The sequence below is a fragment of the Streptomyces sp. NPDC026575 genome, from assembly GCF_055567415.1.
This window is the reverse complement of the sequence record NZ_JBVHQM010000011.1, coordinates 194,143-211,433: the sequence shown is the minus strand read 5'-3', so window position 1 is coordinate 211,433 and position 17,291 is coordinate 194,143. Positions and strand designations below refer to the sequence as shown.

17 protein-coding genes and 1 pseudogene are annotated in these 17,291 nt (G+C 73.0%); 5 read left to right on the top strand and 13 right to left on the bottom strand.

Annotated elements, in window-relative coordinates; all coding sequences use genetic code 11:
• Positions 1-92: 92 nt before the first annotated feature.
• The gene (locus ACZ4NB_RS17970) at positions 93-1,295 is read left to right on the top strand and encodes a threonine aldolase family protein (protein WP_467662633.1); all 1,203 of its coding nucleotides are present in this window, start codon (positions 93-95) and stop codon (positions 1,293-1,295) included.
• Between the two features lie 307 nt (positions 1,296-1,602).
• Here the strand turns inward: ACZ4NB_RS17970 and ACZ4NB_RS17965 are convergent.
• Positions 1,603-1,977, bottom strand: a pseudogene (locus ACZ4NB_RS17965) (UTRA domain-containing protein); the annotation flags it as partial.
• Positions 1,978-2,189: 212 nt separating this feature from the next.
• On the bottom strand, positions 2,190-2,495 hold the full coding sequence (locus ACZ4NB_RS17960; protein ID WP_467662546.1) for a hypothetical protein: 306 nt from the start codon (positions 2,493-2,495) through the stop codon (positions 2,190-2,192).
• Positions 2,496-2,595: 100 nt separating this feature from the next.
• Between ACZ4NB_RS17960 and ACZ4NB_RS17955 the strand changes: the two genes are divergently transcribed.
• The gene (locus tag ACZ4NB_RS17955; RefSeq protein ID WP_467662545.1) at positions 2,596-3,705 is read left to right on the top strand and encodes a DUF5937 family protein; all 1,110 of its coding nucleotides are present in this window, start codon (positions 2,596-2,598) and stop codon (positions 3,703-3,705) included.
• 119 nt (positions 3,706-3,824) lie between these two features.
• On the opposite strand, the gene ACZ4NB_RS17950 is transcribed toward ACZ4NB_RS17955, so the two are convergent.
• Together ACZ4NB_RS17950 and ACZ4NB_RS17945 are read right to left on the bottom strand one after the other, a co-directional pair.
• Positions 3,825-4,517 carry a response regulator gene (locus tag ACZ4NB_RS17950; protein WP_467662544.1) on the bottom strand — a complete coding sequence of 231 codons (693 nt, stop codon included), beginning with the start codon at positions 4,515-4,517 and terminating at the stop codon, positions 3,825-3,827.
• Between the two features lie 113 nt (positions 4,518-4,630).
• Positions 4,631-5,836: a sensor histidine kinase gene (locus tag ACZ4NB_RS17945; RefSeq protein WP_467662542.1), complete on the bottom strand. Its 1,206-nt coding sequence runs from the start codon at positions 5,834-5,836 to the stop codon at positions 4,631-4,633.
• A gap of 208 nt (positions 5,837-6,044) precedes the next feature.
• On the opposite strand from ACZ4NB_RS17945, the gene ACZ4NB_RS17940 reads away from it, so the two are divergent.
• Together ACZ4NB_RS17940 and ACZ4NB_RS17935 are read left to right on the top strand one after the other, a co-directional pair.
• Entirely contained in the window at positions 6,045-7,088 is a 1,044-nt protein-coding gene (locus tag ACZ4NB_RS17940) for an SAM-dependent methyltransferase (RefSeq protein ID WP_467662540.1), read from the top strand.
• Positions 7,089-7,171: 83 nt separating this feature from the next.
• Positions 7,172-8,314: an NADH-quinone oxidoreductase subunit D gene (locus ACZ4NB_RS17935; protein WP_467662538.1), complete on the top strand. Its 1,143-nt coding sequence runs from the start codon at positions 7,172-7,174 to the stop codon at positions 8,312-8,314.
• A gap of 229 nt (positions 8,315-8,543) precedes the next feature.
• On the opposite strand, the gene ACZ4NB_RS17930 is transcribed toward ACZ4NB_RS17935, so the two are convergent.
• The 4 genes from ACZ4NB_RS17930 to ACZ4NB_RS17915 all read right to left on the bottom strand — a co-directional run bounded on the left by ACZ4NB_RS17930 (position 8,544) and on the right by ACZ4NB_RS17915 (position 12,473).
• Positions 8,544-9,785: a hypothetical protein gene (locus tag ACZ4NB_RS17930; protein WP_467662536.1), complete on the bottom strand. Its 1,242-nt coding sequence runs from the start codon at positions 9,783-9,785 to the stop codon at positions 8,544-8,546.
• Positions 9,786-9,849: 64 nt separating this feature from the next.
• Positions 9,850-10,815 (bottom strand): ABC transporter substrate-binding protein, encoded by a 966-nt coding sequence (locus tag ACZ4NB_RS17925; RefSeq protein ID WP_467662534.1) that lies wholly within the window; start codon positions 10,813-10,815, stop codon positions 9,850-9,852.
• Positions 10,816-10,977: 162 nt separating this feature from the next.
• Positions 10,978-11,736, bottom strand: coding sequence for an ABC transporter permease (locus ACZ4NB_RS17920; protein WP_467662532.1), 759 nt, complete (start codon positions 11,734-11,736; stop codon positions 10,978-10,980).
• A gap of 2 nt (positions 11,737-11,738) precedes the next feature.
• Entirely contained in the window at positions 11,739-12,473 is a 735-nt protein-coding gene (locus ACZ4NB_RS17915; protein WP_467662530.1) for an ABC transporter permease, read from the bottom strand.
• 174 nt (positions 12,474-12,647) lie between these two features.
• On the opposite strand from ACZ4NB_RS17915, the gene ACZ4NB_RS17910 reads away from it, so the two are divergent.
• The gene (locus ACZ4NB_RS17910) at positions 12,648-13,856 is read left to right on the top strand and encodes an ABC transporter ATP-binding protein (protein WP_467662529.1); all 1,209 of its coding nucleotides are present in this window, start codon (positions 12,648-12,650) and stop codon (positions 13,854-13,856) included.
• Positions 13,857-13,884: 28 nt separating this feature from the next.
• Here ACZ4NB_RS17910 and ACZ4NB_RS17905 read toward each other — a convergent pair whose 3' ends face one another.
• From ACZ4NB_RS17905 to folP, 5 genes are all read right to left on the bottom strand, one after another.
• Positions 13,885-14,370 carry a DUF3180 domain-containing protein gene (locus ACZ4NB_RS17905; protein WP_399150781.1) on the bottom strand — a complete coding sequence of 162 codons (486 nt, stop codon included), beginning with the start codon at positions 14,368-14,370 and terminating at the stop codon, positions 13,885-13,887.
• Between the two features lie 122 nt (positions 14,371-14,492).
• Positions 14,493-15,086 carry a 2-amino-4-hydroxy-6-hydroxymethyldihydropteridine diphosphokinase gene (folK, locus tag ACZ4NB_RS17900; protein WP_467662527.1) on the bottom strand — a complete coding sequence of 198 codons (594 nt, stop codon included), beginning with the start codon at positions 15,084-15,086 and terminating at the stop codon, positions 14,493-14,495.
• Positions 15,083-15,442 carry a dihydroneopterin aldolase gene (folB, locus tag ACZ4NB_RS17895; RefSeq protein ID WP_393498688.1) on the bottom strand — a complete coding sequence of 120 codons (360 nt, stop codon included), beginning with the start codon at positions 15,440-15,442 and terminating at the stop codon, positions 15,083-15,085. The genes folK and folB overlap by 4 nt, the downstream gene beginning before the upstream one ends.
• Before the next feature lie 428 nt (positions 15,443-15,870).
• Positions 15,871-16,341 (bottom strand): nuclear transport factor 2 family protein, encoded by a 471-nt coding sequence (locus tag ACZ4NB_RS17890; RefSeq protein ID WP_399150779.1) that lies wholly within the window; start codon positions 16,339-16,341, stop codon positions 15,871-15,873.
• A gap of 5 nt (positions 16,342-16,346) precedes the next feature.
• A complete protein-coding gene (gene folP / locus ACZ4NB_RS17885) occupies positions 16,347-17,267 on the bottom strand; it encodes a dihydropteroate synthase (protein ID WP_467662524.1) in 921 nt (306 codons plus the stop codon).
• Between the last annotated feature and the right edge of the window lie 24 nt (positions 17,268-17,291).

Genomic DNA, 17,291 nt, shown 5'->3' with positions numbered 1-17,291 from the left:
GCGTTCCGGACGGGGCCGCGCGAGACGCCTCGGGCAGTACCTCTTCGGAGGCGGACACCGAAATCGACGCCGGCATCATGCCGGATTCCGGCATGGGCATCGACACGGACTCGGACAAGCTCCACGGCGTGGCGGCGGTCGAGCGGCAGCGGAGGCTCGCGGCGTTCCGCGGCTCGGAGCGGGTACTGCCGGGCGGCGCGCCCGTCGAGACCGTCCGCGAGCGGCTGAAGCGCCTGGTGGCCGACGCTCCCGCCGCATACGACCTGGACGACTGGATCGATGTCTACGGCAACGACGACGGCATCGTCGGCGAGCTGGAGCGCCGGACGGCCGAGGTCCTGGGCACCGAGGCCGCCGCCTTCTTCCCGACCGGCACGATGGCCCAGCAGGTGGCGCTGCGCTGCTGGGCGGGGCGTACGGGCAATGCGACGGTCGCCGGTCACCCCCGCTCCCATCTGGAGGTGCATGAGCGCGATGCCTACGCGGTGGTCAGCGGGCTGCGCATGGTGCATCCGACCGGCGCTCCCCGGCTGCCGACCGCCGCCGAGATCTACGACCTCCAGGAGCCGTTCGGCACCCTTGCGCTCGAACTCCCGCTGCGGGACGCCGGATTCGTGCTGCCCACCTGGGAGGAGCTGACCGCTGCGGTGGCGGCGGCCCGGGACCGCGATGCGGTGGTGCACTTCGACGGCGCACGGCTGTGGGAGTGCGGCCGGCACTTCGGCCGCTCCCTCCCGGAGATAGCGGCCCTCGCGGACAGCGTGTACGTCTCGTACTACAAGTCGCTCGGCGGCATATCGGGCGCCGCGCTCGCCGGCAGTGAGGACTTCGTGGCGGAGGCGCGCGCCTGGCGGCACCGTTACGGCGGCCAGCTGTTCCAGCAGTGGCCGACCGCATTGGCCGCGCTGGCCGGCCTGGACCACGAGTTGCCACGGCTGCCCAGGTACGTGGCGCACGCCGAGGTCGTGGCGCGGGCGCTGCACGACGGCCTGGCCGAGGCGGGTGTGCCGTGGTTCAGGGTGCACCCCCAGGTCCCGCACACCCACGAGTTCCAGGTGTGGCTTCCGTACCCGCCCGAGGCGCTGAACGAGGCCGTGGTCCGACAGGCGGAGGAGACCAGGACGACGCTGTTCCGCACATGGTTCGAGCCGGATCCGGCCGGGCCTCCCGGGGTGGCCATGACCGAAATGACGGTCGCCGCCTCCGCCATGGAGTGGACCGCCGCGGACGTGCGGAGGGCGGTCGCGGAGTTCGTGGGCTATGTGGGGAGGGTGACAGGGACGACGGCCTCCTAGCCATGGGCCGGGCCGGACGGGCCGGACGGGCACGGACGGGCCGGACGGGCCAGACGGGCCGGACGGGCCAGACGGGCCAGACGGGCCAGACGGGCCAGACGGGCCAGACGGGCCAGACGGACACGGACCAGACAGGCCGGGCGGACCAAGCTGACCAGGCCGGCCGAGTGCGGACTCCGCCCCGGACACGACCGAGGCGGATACCGAGGCACGCCCCGGCATCCCGGAGCACGCGACGCGCCGTGCGACCCGACACCGTGGCGCCGTCGGCCCGCCCCCCGGCTGCGGACTCAGATCGTGGGCTGCCTCAGGCGTCGAAGTCGTACTCCAGCACATAGGCCGACGAGTCGAGCGTCATCTCGTTGACCTCAACCGCGCGCCCCTCCCCCGTCACCGCCGTACGGCTGATGAGGATCACAGGCGTGCCGGAGGGGAGCCGCAACCGCTCGGCCTCGTCTGACGAGGGCATGCGGACGCGCACCTCCTCCCGGAAGCGCACCGGTCCCGCACCCAGTTCCGCGAGCCGGGCATGGATACCGCCGGGCCCGCTATCGGGTCGGGTGATCGCCGACCCTGCCACCAGATCGGCGGGGAGGAAGGACATGGAGAGCAGCACGGGCTTTCCGTCGAGCACGAAGCGACGTCTGCGCACGCAGACAGCCGCACCCGGCGCGATGTCGAGCCGCACCGCAACGGAGTCGTCTGCCGGCTCTTCGCCGAAGGCCACCGCCCACGAACTGCGCTACCTCGCCCGCTGCTTGAGAGACGCGCGCTGTGACGCTCTGCGCGTCGCCCGCAGCCGGGGGCATCGGCTCGGAGGTGCCCAGCGCCGTCCCGGTACCGGCACGGGAGCGCTGGGGCCCGTCAGGCCATGGCCCATCGGGAAGACGCCCTCTAGGCGCGGAGCAGGTCGTTGCCGCCGCGGGTGGTCGACTGCGGCGAGCGGTCCTCGGCCACGGTGGGGGCGGGAGGGTAGGTCGCGGGGCGGGGCCGGGAGAGGGCCGGGACCGCTGCGCGTAGGGCTCGCCGGAACAGCCCCGGCCCCCGCCCCTCCGCCCCGAGGACCACGGCCTGGAAGCGTTGCCACTGGCGGATCTCGCGGGCGGCCCGGACCGTATGGAGGCCAGGGGCGGGTGGGGTGGCTTCGGCTCGTCGGGCGGCGCGGTAGGTGTCGAGGAGGTGCTGCTGAATGGCGTCCATGGGGTCCACTGTGGGGCGGTCCGGCCGGTGGGGGCCCGTCGATTGACGGGAGCCGTCAATCGACGACCGTGCAGGTCGCGGGCTCGCGCATGATGGGTTCATGGCCAACGTCATCGACATCACCGGGCTGCCGCCGGAGCGCATCGTCTTCTGCCCCTCGCCCCTGGCGGAGCTGAGCGCCGCGCTGCACGCGCTGTCCGAGCCTGGGCACCACCCCGGGCTGCACGGCTGGGTCACCGCCACCAACGCGGCGCTGAAGACCGACCTCGCCGACCGGCTGTGCGAGGCGGATTTCCTGTGGCGCTCCTCCCGCTCCGACATCCTGCTGCCGGCCCGCCCCGGGGCGACGCTGGCCGAGGAGCTGGACGAGCTGGACAAGATCGACGATGAGCGGTTCGTGGCCGCCGCGTTCGAGATCTCCTGCTCGGCGAAGTACACCCGCCCCACCCCGTCGCCCCTCGTCGACGCGGACGAGCGGGCGCGCGTACGGGAGATGGCCGCCGCGCGGGGCCCCCGGCAGGCGGCCTTCACCGACCGGATGCTGACCGATCCCGACGGCCTGCGGGTGTGGCTGCGCCGGCTGTTCGAGGACTGCGAGGAGGCGTTCTTCGGGGACATCTGGCGGCGGGTGGGCATCCAACTGGCCGCGGACGCCCGGCACAAGACCGAGCTGCTGCGCCGCAGGGGCCTGGCCGAGACGCTGCCCGCGACGTCGGCGGCGCTGTCGCTGGAGGAGGCGCAGGACGGCAGCGGCGGCGTCCGCATCATGATCGACAAGCTGGCCAGCGGCCGTACGACGGCGTATGCGAGCCCCGCGGACCCCGGCGTGACGTTCCTGCCGACGTCGTTCGGCTGGCCGCATCTGGTGTTCAGCCATGCGCCGGGGTGGCGTCCGGTGATCCAGTACCCGGTCGCCGGCCCGGAGTTGCCGGCGCCGGCCGCGCTGGAACTCGTCCAGCAGCGGCTGGAGGCGCTGGCGCACCCGATGCGGATGCAGCTGTGCCGCACGCTGTCGCGGGGGCCGCATACGACCGGGGAGCTGGCGACCGCGTACGGGATCACGCCGCCGGAGGTGTCGCGCCATGTCGCGACGCTGAAGAAGGCCGGGCTGGTCCAGACGCGGCGCCGTGGGCGCTATGTGCTGCACCAGCTGGACCTCCAGGTGGTGGCCCGGCTGGGCAGCGACTTCCTTGAAGTCGTGTTGCGTTGAGCGTGGGCGGGCGCACAGTGGGTCGACGCCCGGCCCCGCCGTCAAGGGACCGGCCCCTACCCGCTACCCGCTACCCGCTACCCGCCCAGAGCTTCCCGCCACGCGCCCCGGCCCTCCCGCTACGCGCCCGCTCCGCCCGTCCCGCCCGCCCGGACCAGCCCCGTCTCGTAGGCGAGGACCACCGCCTGGACCCGGTCCCGCAGGCTCAGCTTGGTGAGGATCCGGCCGACATGGGTCTTGACCGTGGCCTCCGACAACACCAGCCGGGCGGCGATCTCACCGTTCGACAGGCCCTGGGCGACCAGCAGCAGCACCTCCCGCTCGCGGTCGGTCAGCCGCTCCAGCTCGGGCCGGGACGGCTCGGCGCCGGTGGCGGGCAGCATCGGCGTGAAGCGGTCGAGGAGCCGACGGGTGGTGGACGGCGCGACGACCGCGTCGCCGCTCTCCACGGCCCGGATGGCGGCGAGCAGTTCGTTGGGCGGCACGTCCTTGAGCATGAAGCCGCTGGCACCGGCCTTCAGCGCGGAGAAGGCGTACTCGTCCAGGTCGAAGGTGGTCAGGATGAGCACCTTCGGGGCGCCTTCCTTCTGCCCGCCCTCGCAGATCCGGCGGGTGGCCTCCACGCCGTCCAGATGCGGCATACGGACGTCCATCAGGATCACGTCGACCTTGGTGGAGCGCAGCACCTCCAGGGCCTCCACGCCGTTACCCGCCTCGGCGACGACCTCCATGTCGGGCTGCGCGGCGAGCACCATCCGGAAGCCGGTGCGCAGCAGCACCTGGTCGTCGACGAGCATCACGCGGATGGTCATGGCGGGTGGGTCCCTTCAGACAGGAGAGTGGGGCGGCCGAGCGTACGGGGTCGAGGCGTTGGGCGGGGCGGGTGCGGCGGCGGTGCGGACCGCGGCGGGCCGGCAGGCGCCGCTCATCTCTCCGGTTTGAGCGGCAGTACGGCGGTGACGCGGAAGCCGCCGCCCGGCCGGGGGCCCGCGGTCAGGCTGCCGCCGACCATGCCGACCCGTTCGCGCATGCCGATCAGGCCGTGCCCGAGGCCGTCCGCGCCGCCCTCTTCGTAGAGCTCGTGCTGGGCGCCCCGTCCATCGTCCTCGACGAGCAGGTCGAGTTCGTCGTCCTTGTAGGCGAGGCGGACGGTGGAGCCGACATCGGGGCCGCCGTGCTTGCGGGTGTTGGTGAGCGCTTCCTGGACGATGCGGTACGCGGTCAGTTCGACGCTGCTGGGCAGCGGGCGCGGTTCGCCCTCCATCCGGAAGTCGACCGGGAGTCCCGCTCCGCGCACCTGGTCGATGAGATCACTCAGCTGCTCGACGCCCGGCTGGGGGACGTACTCGCCGCTCTCGGGCTGTTCGCCGGTGCGCAGTACGCCCAGCAGGCGGCGCATCTCGGCCAGTGCCTGGCGCCCGGTACCGGAGATCGTCTCCAGGGCCTGGCGGGTCTGTTCGGGGGCGGTGTCCAGGACGTAGGCGGCGCCGTCGGCCTGGACGACCATCACCGAGACGTTGTGGGCGACGACGTCGTGCAGCTCACGGGCGATCCGGGCGCGTTCGGCGGCGACCGCGATCCGGGACTGCGCCTCACGCTCCTTCTCCAGCCGGGCGGCCTTCTCCTCCAGCTGTGCCCAGTAGGCGCGGCGGGTGCGCATGGAGTCGCCGAGCACCCAGGCCAGCACGAAGGGCACGGTGAGCAGCGCGGTGAAGAACGCCATCTCCCACACCGGCCGGCTGTCGGGCCCCTTCGAGAAGCGCCACAGGGACATGGCGGGCCCCAGGAGGGCGCCGGCGAGCGCGCAGCGGGAGGCCCAGCGGGGGATGGTGGGGCCGGAGGCGACGGTGTAGGTGATCACGAACATCGCGAAGTCACCGGGGTTGGTCTGGATTCCGAAGACCAGCTGGCCGACGCCGATGGCGGCGGTCAGCAGCAGCATCTTCACGGGGGCCCGGCGGCGCAGCGCGATGACGAGGCACAGGCCGACTGTGAAGATCGCAGCGATGATCTGCTCGGTGCCCACGGTCTGGGACATGAGCCACAGCCCGCTGAACCCGAGGAGAAGGACGGCCCAGAAGGTGTCCACTCCCGTCGGGTGCCTGCGGAGGAAGTCGTAGAGGCGCTGCACGTAACCCAGCGTAGGCAGGCCGGATAGGTGTACGGGTCAACCGGAGGAGCGATCCTGTGCGACCGGCCTACTCCGCAAGGTGGAGACTCTCTGCGCCGAATGTGGTGGACCCAAGGACGATCTCCACATCTCCGCGCGATCTCCGCGCGGGCCGATCCGCGGTCTCCCGGTCGGCCGGAGGCCCGCGCCCGCCCGTACCGTGGGGCAGGTGACGAACGAGTGGTGCGGCTGGCGGGATGCGACGGAGCGGGCGCTGTACGGGGCGGACGACGGCTTCTACACCCGGCCCGGCGGCCCCGGCCCGGCCGGCCACTTCCGTACCTCCGTCCATGCCTCCCCCCTCTACGCCGGTGCGGTCGCCACGCTCCTGTGCCGCGTCGACGCCGCCCTCGGCCATCCGGACGAGCTGGCGCTGATCGATGTCGGGGCCGGGCGCGGCGAGCTGCTGACCGGGGTGCTGGCCGCGCTGCCCGACGAGGTGGCCGCACGGCTGCATCCGTACGCCGTGGAGCGCGCCGCCCGCCCCGAGGGCCTGGACCGGCGGATCGGCTGGCTGGCCGAGCTGCCCGCGCCCGGCTCGGTCACCGGGCTGCTGTTCGCGAACGAGTGGCTCGACAATGTGCCGGTCGACGTCGTCGAGACGGACGCGGACGGCGTGCCGCGCCGGGTCCTGGTCCGTCCCGACGGCACCGAGCGGCTGGGCGAGCCGGTCGACGGGGCGGACGCGGAGTGGCTCCGCCGGTGGTGGGCGCCGCCGCTGAGCGCCTCCGAGGACGCCGCGGCCGAGGCCGGCTCCCCCGGGCTGCGCGCCGAGATCGGCCGGCCCCGGGACGTGGCCTGGGCGCGGGCGGTCCGCTCGCTGCGCGCCGGGCTCGCCGTCGCCGCCGACTACGCCCACGAACGGGGCGGCCGCCCGCCCTTCGGCACCCTCACCGGCTTCCGCGACGGCCGCGAGGTGCCCCCCGTCCCGGACGGCAGCTGCGATATCACCGCCCATGTCGCGCTGGACGCCTGCGCCGGCCCGTCGGCGGAGCGGCTGACCCAGCGCGAGGCGCTGCACGCCCTGGGGGTGGACGGCCGGCGCCCGCCGCTCGCCCTGGCCGGCACGGACCCGGGCGGCTATCTACGGGCGCTGAGCGCGGCGGGTGCGGCGGCGGAGCTGACCGATCCGGCGGGCCTGGGCGGCTTCGGCTGGCTCCTGGAGCCGGTGGGCGGGCAGTGCGCGGGGCTGCTCAAAGGGTGGGACGCCTGAGGGGCCAAAGGGGTGGAACAGCTGAGCGGCCCAAGGGGTGGGACGCCTGAGAGGCGGCTACCGGGTGCTGCGAGACTGTTCCCATGACGGAGACGACGGTCGGCATCGGCGGCGCGGCGGAGAGCACCGACATGGTGCTGAACATCGGCCCGCAGCATCCCTCCACGCACGGTGTGCTGCGGCTGCGCCTCGTCCTGGACGGCGAGCGGATCCAGCACGCCGAGCCGGTGATCGGCTACATGCACCGCGGCGCGGAGAAGCTCTTCGAGGCGCGCGACTACCGCCAGATCATCATGCTCGCCAACCGGCACGACTGGCTGTCGGCGTTCTCCAACGAGCTGGGCGTGGTGATGGCCGTCGAGCGGATGCTGGGCATGGAGGTGCCCGAGCGCGCGGTGTGGGTGCGGACGCTGCTGGCCGAGCTGAACCGCGTGCTGAACCATCTGATGTTCCTCGGCTCGTACCCCCTGGAGCTGGGCGGTATCACCCCCGTCTTCCACGCGTTCCGTGAGCGCGAGGAGCTCCAGACCGTCATGGAGGAGATCTCCGGCGGCCGGATGCACTACATGTTCAACCGCGTCGGCGGCCTCAAGGAGGACCTGCCGGCCGGCTGGCTCGGCCGGGCCCGGCACGCCGTCGCCGATGTGCGCTCCCGTATGGACGTCTTCGACAACCTGGTCCTGGGCAACGAGATCTTCCGCGGCCGTACGCGGGGCATCGGCGTGCTCGCCCCCGAGACGGTGCACGCGTACGGCGTCTCCGGGCCGATCGCCCGCGCCTCCGGTGTCGACTTCGACCTGCGGCGCGACGAGCCGTACCTGGCGTACGGGGAGCTGGAGTCCGCGCTCAGGGTCGTCACCCGCCAGGAGGGCGACTGCCTGGCGCGCTTCGAGTGCCTGCTGGAGCAGAGCCACAACGCGCTCGATCTCGCCGATGCCTGCCTGGACCGGATCGCCGAGCTGCCCGCGGGGCCGATCAACCAGCGGCTCCCCAAGGTCCTGAAGGCGCCCGAGGGCGCGACGTACGCCTGGACCGAGAACCCCCTGGGGATCAACGGCTACTACCTCGTCTCCAAGGGCGACAAGACCCCCTACCGCCTCAAGCTGCGCTCGGCGTCGTTCAACAACATCCAGGCGCTGGTGGAGCTGCTGCCGGGGACGCTGGTCGCCGACATGGTCGCGATTCTCGGGTCGCTCTTCTTCGTCGTGGGCGATATCGACAAGTAGGCGCAGTAGCGGGGGCGGTGGGCGCGGCGCCGGGGTCGTCCCCGCCGCCGGGCGCCGCTCCGGGGGTCGTCCCCCTCACTGGGCGCCGTTCCGGGAGGCGTCCCCCCGCCGGGCGCTCGCCCGTCTCGTCCACACCCTGTGGACGGCCGCCAAGGTCACCCGAAAGGGGTCGGCCCCGGAGCCTGTGAGGGCTCCGGGGCCGACCTGCCGGATGTGCCGACCGAGGCGGTCAGGAGATGGCGCTGCGCAGCGCGCCGAGGTCGAGCTGCTCGGTCTCGTCGTGCGCGGTGAGGTCGATGACCTCGCCCGCGCCGGCGGTGGTCTCGCCGTCCGCGACCGGCTCGGCGGCCGGCTCGCCGTCCTTCTCGGCGGCCGCTTCGGCGCTCCCCGCGGTCAGCTCCGCAGGAGCGCCCGTGCGCGCCTGTGTACGCGCCTCACGGGCCTTCGCACGGGCCGACTGCTCCGCGAGTGCCTCGTCGCCGACGACGTCCGCCAGATCGTCCTCCAGCGGCGCGGGCAGCTCCCGGGGGCCGGCGGCGGCCGCGTTGCCGAAGAAGTCGAAGCCGCCCAGTTCTCGGGATGCGGTGGGGCGCTGCGGGGCGACGGCGGTGGCGGCGGCCGGGACGGGGCGGAGCGCGGGTCCGGCGGCGGTGGCCGTACGGGCGTGGCGGGCGTCGCCCGTACGCTCGGCGGCGGCCGCCTGGCTGTTCCCCCGGCCGTTCTCACCGTCCTGGGCACCCTGGCCGGTCCGGTCGCTCCGGGCGGCGCCGTCGGCGGACCCCCCGGCGGGGGCGGCCGCCGCTGCCCGGTCGCCGGCCTGCGGCGTACCCGTGGAGTTCTGCGCGGCGCGCTGCCGGGCGGCGTTGCGGGCCAGTCGCCCCAGCGCCCGGTCGGCCTGCGCGTACAGGGCGGCGGTCGGGCCCCGGCGGTCCGCGGCCGGGCGTCCCGGGGTCGTGGCGGGCTCGCGCGGGGCCGGGACGGTGTCGGCGACGGCCGGCAGCGCCTTGGCCGGGGCGGCGGCCTCTATGGCGAGCAGCCGGCGACCCTCCAGGGCGCTGGCCCGCTCGGTCTCGGCGGTGGCGTAGCGGCGCAGCAGCTCGGCGTGCTCGCTGCGCAGCCGGGCCAGTTCGGCCCGCTTGGCACGCAGTTTGGTGTCCAGGGCGGCGCGGAGCTCGCGGGACTCCTCGACGTCCGTTTCGAGCTCGGCTATCCGCTCCTCGGTGCGCCACTCGTCGCGCACCCGGGCGCGGGTGAGTTCGGCGACCCGTCGGCCGGCCTTGCGGTCCCAGGTCCGCAGCAGGACGGCGCCGGTCAGTGCGGCGGCCGCCGCGCCCGCGGCGAGCACCCGTTGCACCAGGTCGTCGCCGACAAACCACGCGCCCGCGGCGCAGGCGATTGACGCACCGGCGACCGTCGAGGGAGGAAGCAGCCGGTGGAGGGGTGGTGAATGGCGGTGGCGTCCTCGTGGCATGGCCAGAAACTTACCGTGCGTGCGGGGCCTATGGGGCCCCGCCCGCCAATCCGTTTCACGCTGGTTACTTCTTGAGCAGCCCCTTGGACTCCAAAAACGCCTGCGCGACATCCGCGGGCTTGAGCCGCTCGGCATCCACCTTGCGGTTCAGGTCGATCAGATCTTCGGTCGTCAGCGCGTTCACGACCTTCCCGAGGGCGGCCTCGATCTCCTTGTCACCTGCGCTCTTGGCATTCACCACCGGCAGCACATTGTCGGCGTTCTGGAGCTTCTTGTCGTCCTTGAGCAGCGCCAGGCCGAAGTTGTCGAGCGTGGCGTCCGTGGTCGTGGTGAGCACCAGCTGGTCGGTGCCGTCCTTGACCGCCTGCTTGGCCTGCGGGGTACCGACTCCCTTGGGGTCCAGGCCCGTGATGTCGATGCCGTACGCCTTCTCCAGGCCGGGCTTGCAGAACACCCGGGTCTCGCACTCCTCGCCCGCCGCGAGTTTGATCTTCTGCTTCGATTTGCCGAGGTCGGAGAGGGTCTTCAGCTTGTGCTCGGCGGCGAATTCCTTGGTGACCGCGAACGCGTTCTGATCCGTCGCTCCGCCCGCCGGCAGGACCTTGAGTCCGCGCGGCCCGGCGAGCTTCTTCAGCGCCGTGACCGTCTTGTCGACGTCACTGGAGGCGACGGGCTTCGCCTTGCTGCCGTTCTTCTTCGCGTTGAGGAATTCGGCGAGCGTGGAGGCGTATTCCGGAACCACATCGATCTGGCCCTTCTCCAGGGCCGGTTCATACAGCTCGCGATTGGCGAGCGTCTGCACCCGGGTGCGGTATCCGGCGTCGGCGAGGACCTTGGAATATATCTCGGCGAGCACCTTCGACTCGGTGAAACCGGCCGAGCCGATGACCAGCTCGCCCTTGCCTCCCTTGCCGCTGCCGCCGCCCTTCTCCTCCAGGCTCTGGCCACCGCACGCGGCCAGTCCGGCCGCCAGCGCGACGACGGTGCCCGCGACAAGCGCGGTCCGGGCCGCGCGCGACTTGCTGCTCATGGATGCCACCAATCAGTCCGTTCGGATCCGCTCGGGTCCGGCGGGTTCGGGTTCGGGTTCGGGTCGTTCGGTTCGGGTGGGTCGGTCAAGTGGTGAGGGGCTCGGTCAAGTGGTGAGGGGCCTGGTCGGCTGGTGAAGGGCCCGGTCGGGTCGGCTCCGGTCCTACGGGGCGGGTGCCGATGCCGATGCCGGTGTGCCGCGGCCCTGTCCCTCGCCCGCGCCCCTGGTCGTACGCGATGCCGTCCGCGCGGCGCGGCGCCGCCCGCGCATCGGGTCCAGGAGCCGCTCCGCGAGGACCAGTACGCCCTCCACGGCCAGGGCGAGCACGGCCACCAGCACGGCGCCCGCGACGACCTGGGCGGTGTCGTAGTTGCCGAAGCCGGCGGTGATGATCCGGCCCAGGCCCCCGCCGCCGGCGAGCGCGGCGAGCGTCGCGGTCGCCACCACCTGGACCGTGGCCGACCGCAGACCGGTCATGATCAGCGGATAGGCGAGCGGTATCTCGACCCGCACCAGGAGCTGCGGCCCGGACATGCCCATCCCGCGCGCCGCCTCGACCACATCGCGGTCCGCCTCCCGCATGCCCAGATAGGCGTTGGTCAGCAGCGGCGGCACCGCGAACAGCACCAGCGCGATGACCGTCGGCCAGTCCCCGTGCCGCCCCAGCGGACTGAGCGTCAGCAGCACCAGGATCGCGAACGTCGGTACCGCGCGGCCCACGTTGGAGAGGTTGACCGCGAGGGCGCCGCCCTTGCCGATGTGCCCCAGATACAAGGCCACCGGCAGAGCTATCAGGCAGGCGATGAGCAGGCACAGCGCGCTGAGCCAGACATGCTCGGCCAGCCGGTGCCACACCCCCTTCTCCCCCGCCCAGTTGGCCGCCGTCGTCAGCCACTGCCAGGCATCCGCGATCGCCCCCATGCTCAGCCCACCGCCTTCGCCGTCCGTGCGCCGCGCCGCGCACGGGACTCCGCCCGGGCCCGCGCCCGCGTCCAGGGCGTCAGCAGCCGCTGAAGGCCCATCAGCAGCACATCGGCCACCAGCGCCAGCAGCACGCACAGCACCGACGCCGTCAGCACCTCCGCCTTGAAGAAGCCCTCCATGCCGCTGGCTATGAGATTCCCCAGGCCGCCGTACCCCACGACGGAGCCGACGGTCGTCATCGCCACCGTCGAGACCGTCGCGATCCGCAGGCCGGCCACCACCGCGGGCAGCGCCAGTGGGAGTTCCACCTCGAACAGCAGCCGCGCGGGGCCGTAGCCCATCCCGCGGGCGGCCTCCCGCACCTCGGCGGGCACCGCCTGGAGGCCCGCGAGGATGTTGCGCACCAGGATCGTCAGCGAATACAGCACCAGGCCCGTGACGACCACCGCGGCGGAGACCCCGAACACCGGTGTCAGCAAGGCGAACATCGCCAACGACGGGACCGTGTACAGCACCGTCGTCAGTCCCAGGACCGGCCCGGCCGCGCCCCGGCGGTGCCTGGCGAGCAGCGCCAGCGGAAAGGCGATCAGCAGGCCGATCGCCACGGACACGGCGGTGATGCCGATGTGCTGGACCGTCGCGTCCACCAACTCCTGGCTGCGGGTGCGCAGATACTCACCGCAGATCCAGTCGTTCGTCACCAGACAGCTCGGCCCGGCGGCACTGCCGCTCATGGCTCGTCACCTCCCCCGACCCCGTCGCACACCTTTGCGATGGCTGTCTGCGACCCTAACCCCCACCACTGACAATCGGCCCGCTCCCGCAGCTCACCGGCCGCATCGCCATCCGCGCGCAACACCGCGTTCACAGGGCCCCGGCCACAATGGGCCCGTCGACAAGGGGGAATCATGATCCGCTTCGAGCACGTCACCAAGAGCTACCCCGACGGTACGAAAGCCGTGGACGATCTCACCTTCGAGGTCGCCGAGGGGGAACTCGTCACGCTCGTCGGCCCCTCGGGCTGCGGCAAGACCACCACCATGAAGATGGTCAACCGGCTCGTCGAGCCCACCAGCGGCCGCATCCTCCTCGACGGCGAGGACATATCCGCCGTCGACCCCGTCCAACTGCGGCGCCGCATCGGCTATGTCATCCAGCAGGTCGGGCTCTTCCCCCACAAGACCGTTCTGGACAACACCGCCACCGTCCCGCACCTCCTGGGCCGGCCGCGGGCCGAGGCCAGGGCCCGCGCCGCCGAACTCCTCGACCTGGTCGGCCTGGACCCCTCGACGTACGGCGACCGCTACCCCGACCAGCTCTCCGGCGGTCAGCGCCAGCGCGTCGGCGTGGCCCGCGCGCTGGCCGCCGATCCGCCGGTGCTGCTGATGGACGAGCCCTTCGGCGCCGTGGACCCGGTCGTCCGCGAGCACCTCCAGAACGAGTTCCTGCGGCTGCAGTCCACGCTGCGCAAGACGGTCCTGTTCGTCACCCACGACATCGAGGAGGCCGTCCGGCTGGGCGACCGGATCGCGGTCTACGGGGCCGGGCGCATCGAGCAGTTCGACACCCCCGCGACGGTGCTGGGCGCCCCGGCGACCCCGTACGCGGCCCGGTTCGTCGGTGCGGACCGGGGCCTGAAGCGGCTCTCCGTCACCCCCGTCGACCCCGGCGACCTCGAACAGCCGCCGGTCGTCCGCCTCGACGACCCCGCGGCCCGCGCCGCCGAGCAACTGGCCTCCGAGGGCGCGCCGTGGGCGGTCGTCCTGGAGGCCGACGGGTCACCGTACGGCTGGGTGGCGGCCTCGGCGCTCACGGGCGCGGCGGGCGGCCCGGCGGCCGGCCGCGGTCTCGACAAGAACGCCCCCAGGGGCACCGTCAGGGAGCACGCCCGGCGGATGGACGCCTGGCTGCCGCTGGGCGCTCCGCTCAAGGACGCGCTCAGTGCGATGCTGCAGCACGACGCCGGCTGGGTCGCGGTCCGCGACGGCGAGCGTCATCTGGGCGTTCTGACGCCCGCCGGGCTGCACGGCGGGCTGCGCCGCTCCACCGCCGCGGACGCCGCGAACCTCCCGCGCGGCGAGGTGTCCCTGGACACGGTCCCGGTCGCGGGGGCCTGACCGCGGCCGACGTCGCGCCGCGGCGGTGTCACGCCGCGGCGTCCACCCCGCCGTTTCCCTCGTCGTCGGGCAGCTTGCACACCCGCTCCAGGAAGATCGCCGCGGCGACCACGGCGGCTCCGGCGACCACCGACAGACCGGCGTAGATCGCCTGGTCCCGGCGCGGTGCGACATCGAGCCCGGCGGTCAGCAGAAAGACGCCGACGCCGCCGTAGAGGCCCGCGACCAGCGACGCCACCAGCGCGCTCGCCTGCCCGAAGACCACCGCCCGGGCGGCCACCAGCGGATCGACGCCCTTCGCGCCGGGCCGGCGCTCGCGCTGGGCGCGCAGCCGCGAGCGGAGCGAGAGGGCGGTGGCGGCGAGCACCGCGGCGATCAGGGCCAGCACGATCGGCGCGGCCACCGGGACGCTGGGCAGCGTCCCGAACGAGTCCCACAGCCGGGCGCCGCCCCAGGCCAGCACCCCGGCCGCCAGAAACAGCCCGACCAGCACCTTGATGTGTAGCTGCTTCACCGAGCGATCGCCCCTCGCACCGTCATGACCATTCCTGCCGTCACGACCATCTTGCCGTTATGGCCGCGCTGTCCGTTCCGTACGCATGCCTCCCGCGGGGAACCGACCCGCAACCCTAACGGCTACTCCGGCAGCCGCAGTTCCAGATCCGCCCGCGGCGCCACGCCGGCGTGGCCGATCGACGCGAGGAGCTCGGCCACCGCGCCGCGCCCGGGGACCACCGCTTCGGGGTCGATGTCGTGCCACGGCACCAGCACGAACGCCCGCTCATGGGCGCGCGGGTGCGGCAGCGTCAGCCGCGGGTCGTCGGAGAGGACGTCCTGATAGGCGACGATGTCCACGTCGATCGTGCGCGGGCCCCAGCGCTCGTCGCGGACCCGCTCGAATGCCTCCTCGATGGCGTGTCCGCGCTCCAGGAGGGAGTCCGGCGGCAGCGTCGTCTTGATCAGCACCACGGCGTTGAAGTACGACGGCTGGCTGCCCGGCGCCACACCCCACGGCTCGGTCTCGTACACCGGGGAGACGGCCTTGACCCGCAGGCCGGGGGTGTCCTCCAGCGCGTCGACGGCCCCCTGGAGGGTCTCCAGGCGGTTGCCGAGGTTGCTGCCGAGGGAGATCACGGCGCGTTTGGGGTTGGAGAGCGTCACGTCGGCGGCGTCAACCTGCTCCACCACCGAGGCGGGCACCGGCTGTACGGTCGGGTCACTGCTGCTCATACTCGGCTCCGAGTGATGGTGATGGTCACGTCGTCGAAGGGGACGGTGATCGGCGCGTCCGGCTTGTGCACCACCACCTCCACTTCCTGCACGCCTTCGTGCTTGAGGCACTGGTCGGCGATGCGCTCCGCCAAGGTCTCGATGAGGTCCACGGGCTCGCCCTCCACAACGGCCACCACCTCCTCGGCCACGACCCCGTAGTGCACGGTCTTCGCGAGATCATCGGAGGCTGCCGCCTGGCGGGTGTCCAGACCGAGGACCAGGTCGACGATGAAGGTCTGGCCTTCCTCGCGCTCACGGGGGAAAACCCCGTGGTGGCCCCGGGCCTTAAGCCCACGCAGCGCGACACGATCCACGCGAATCACTCCCACTGGTCCACGGCACCTCTGGCGCCACTGATCGTCGGTTCCGGGCAGGCGCCGGAGCGATCCGGCAACACTGCCCCGCCATCGAATCTACCTTCGAGCACCGACAGTCCTCGCCCACGGGGGCTATGGACAAGACCCCGACCTGCTGCTAGACGCGGCGCGCCCGCGGGCCAGGGAGATCGTCCGCGCGGCCTCTTACCCCCTTGCCCGCGCCCCACCCCTACCCGTGCCGCACTTGGCTCGAACGGGTGCGCCCTCGCCCGGGTCGCTGACGCCCGCCGCTGACGCTTTGCGCAGGCCATCGCCCTGAGCGCAAGGGCGGGCGGCCATGGCAAGGCTCACACGCCGCCCCGCCCGGCCCCCCTTGGCAGAGCCCTTTCAGCGGGCGTACACGCGGGGCACGCGCGCGGACGCGCTCACAGGGCGTCCTCGTCGCCCTCGCCCTCCCCTTCCTCGTCCTCCTCGTCCTCGCGGTCCGCCAGCACCGGCGAGCCGTGGTGCGACCACACCCGCCAGCCGTCCTCCGTGCGCCGGAAGACATTGGTCGCGACGACCAGCTGGCCGATCAGCGGCCCCACCGAGCCGTCGTCCTCGGCGGGCCCGCCGCTGAGGATGTTCTCGGTGCAGGTCACCAGCGCGGTGTCGCCGATGACGTCGATCTCCACGTCCGTGAGGAAGAACTGGATGTACTCGGTGTTCGCCATGATCAGGGCGTACGAGCGGAGCACCTCGCCGCGCCCGCGCAACACCGGCCACCCCGGGTGGACCACACTCACCTGACCGTCCAGCCACAGCTCGGACAGCGCCTCGTGATCGCCGCGCTCGATGGTCTCGTACAGGGTCGTGTTCGCCTGCTCGACCAGCTCGATGTCCGTCTGCGGGCCCAAGCCGCTCACACCGTTCCCGTCGTCTGCGCCGTCGTCCCGCCGGCAGCGGCCGCGCCCCCATGGACGGACACCGCCGCACCCTCCACGGCACGGGCCACCCGTACCGCGTCCGCGCTCGCCCTGACCTCGTGCACCCGCACCGCCCAGGCCCCCTCTCGCGCCACTATCGCCGATACCGCCGCCGTCGCGGCGTCCCGCTCCCGGGCCGGCGGCGGGGCGGCTCCCTCGCCGCCCGCCAGCACCCTGCCCAGGAACCGTTTCCTCGAAGCGGCCACCAGCAGCGGCCGGCCCAGCGCCCGCAGCCGCCCCAGATGGGCGACCAGCGACAGGTCGTGCCCGGCTTCCTTGGCGAAGCCCAGCCCCGGGTCGACGACGATCCGGTCCGGGTCGATGCCGCCGGACACCGCGCGCTCCATGGCCTGCGCGAGCTCGTCGACGACCTCCGCGACCACGTCCCCGTAGACGGCGCGGTTGTTCATGTCGATGGACTGGCCGCGCCAGTGCATCACGACGAACGGGACGTGGTGGGCGGCCACCACCGGCACCATCGCCGGGTCCGCGGCGCCCGCGCTGACGTCGTTGACCAGCCGCGCCCCGGCCTCGACCGCCTGCTCGGCCACCGAGGCGCGCATGGTGTCGACGGAGACCACCACACCGGCAGCGGCCAGCTCCCGGACGACCGGGACGACCCGGCGCAGCTCCTCGGCCTCGTCCACCCGCGCCGCGCCCGGCCGGGTGGACTCGCCGCCCACGTCGACGATGTCGGCGCCCTGCGCCACGAGGTCGAGACCGTGTTTGACGGCGAGTTCGGTGTCGAACCACTCGCCGCCGTCGGAGAACGAATCGGGCGTCACGTTCACGACGCCCATCACCGCGCAGCGGTCCCAGTCCGGCAGTCCGGCCACCCGGCCACGCAAGGTACTCATGGCACCAGCGTAGGCCGTGTGCCG

Bases quoted from the DNA above. Each gene is read 5' to 3' on its own strand.
- ACZ4NB_RS17910 (WP_467662529.1), top strand. From the start codon at position 12,648: ATGATCCGCTTCGAGCACGTCACCAAGAGCTACCCCGACGGTACGAAA.
- folP (WP_467662524.1), bottom strand. From the start codon at position 17,267: ATGAGTACCTTGCGTGGCCGGGTGGCCGGACTGCCGGACTGGGACCGC.
- ACZ4NB_RS17915 (WP_467662530.1), bottom strand. From the start codon at position 12,473: ATGAGCGGCAGTGCCGCCGGGCCGAGCTGTCTGGTGACGAACGACTGG.
- ACZ4NB_RS17930 (WP_467662536.1), bottom strand. From the start codon at position 9,785: ATGCCACGAGGACGCCACCGCCATTCACCACCCCTCCACCGGCTGCTT.
- folK (WP_467662527.1), bottom strand. From the start codon at position 15,086: ATGAGCAGCAGTGACCCGACCGTACAGCCGGTGCCCGCCTCGGTGGTG.
- ACZ4NB_RS17935 (WP_467662538.1), top strand. From the start codon at position 7,172: ATGACGGAGACGACGGTCGGCATCGGCGGCGCGGCGGAGAGCACCGAC.
- ACZ4NB_RS17960 (WP_467662546.1), bottom strand. From the start codon at position 2,495: ATGGACGCCATTCAGCAGCACCTCCTCGACACCTACCGCGCCGCCCGA.
- ACZ4NB_RS17920 (WP_467662532.1), bottom strand. From the start codon at position 11,736: ATGGGGGCGATCGCGGATGCCTGGCAGTGGCTGACGACGGCGGCCAAC.
- ACZ4NB_RS17955 (WP_467662545.1), top strand. From the start codon at position 2,596: ATGGCCAACGTCATCGACATCACCGGGCTGCCGCCGGAGCGCATCGTC.
- ACZ4NB_RS17925 (WP_467662534.1), bottom strand. From the start codon at position 10,815: ATGAGCAGCAAGTCGCGCGCGGCCCGGACCGCGCTTGTCGCGGGCACC.
- ACZ4NB_RS17950 (WP_467662544.1), bottom strand. From the start codon at position 4,517: ATGACCATCCGCGTGATGCTCGTCGACGACCAGGTGCTGCTGCGCACC.
- ACZ4NB_RS17970 (WP_467662633.1), top strand. From the start codon at position 93: ATGGGCATCGACACGGACTCGGACAAGCTCCACGGCGTGGCGGCGGTC.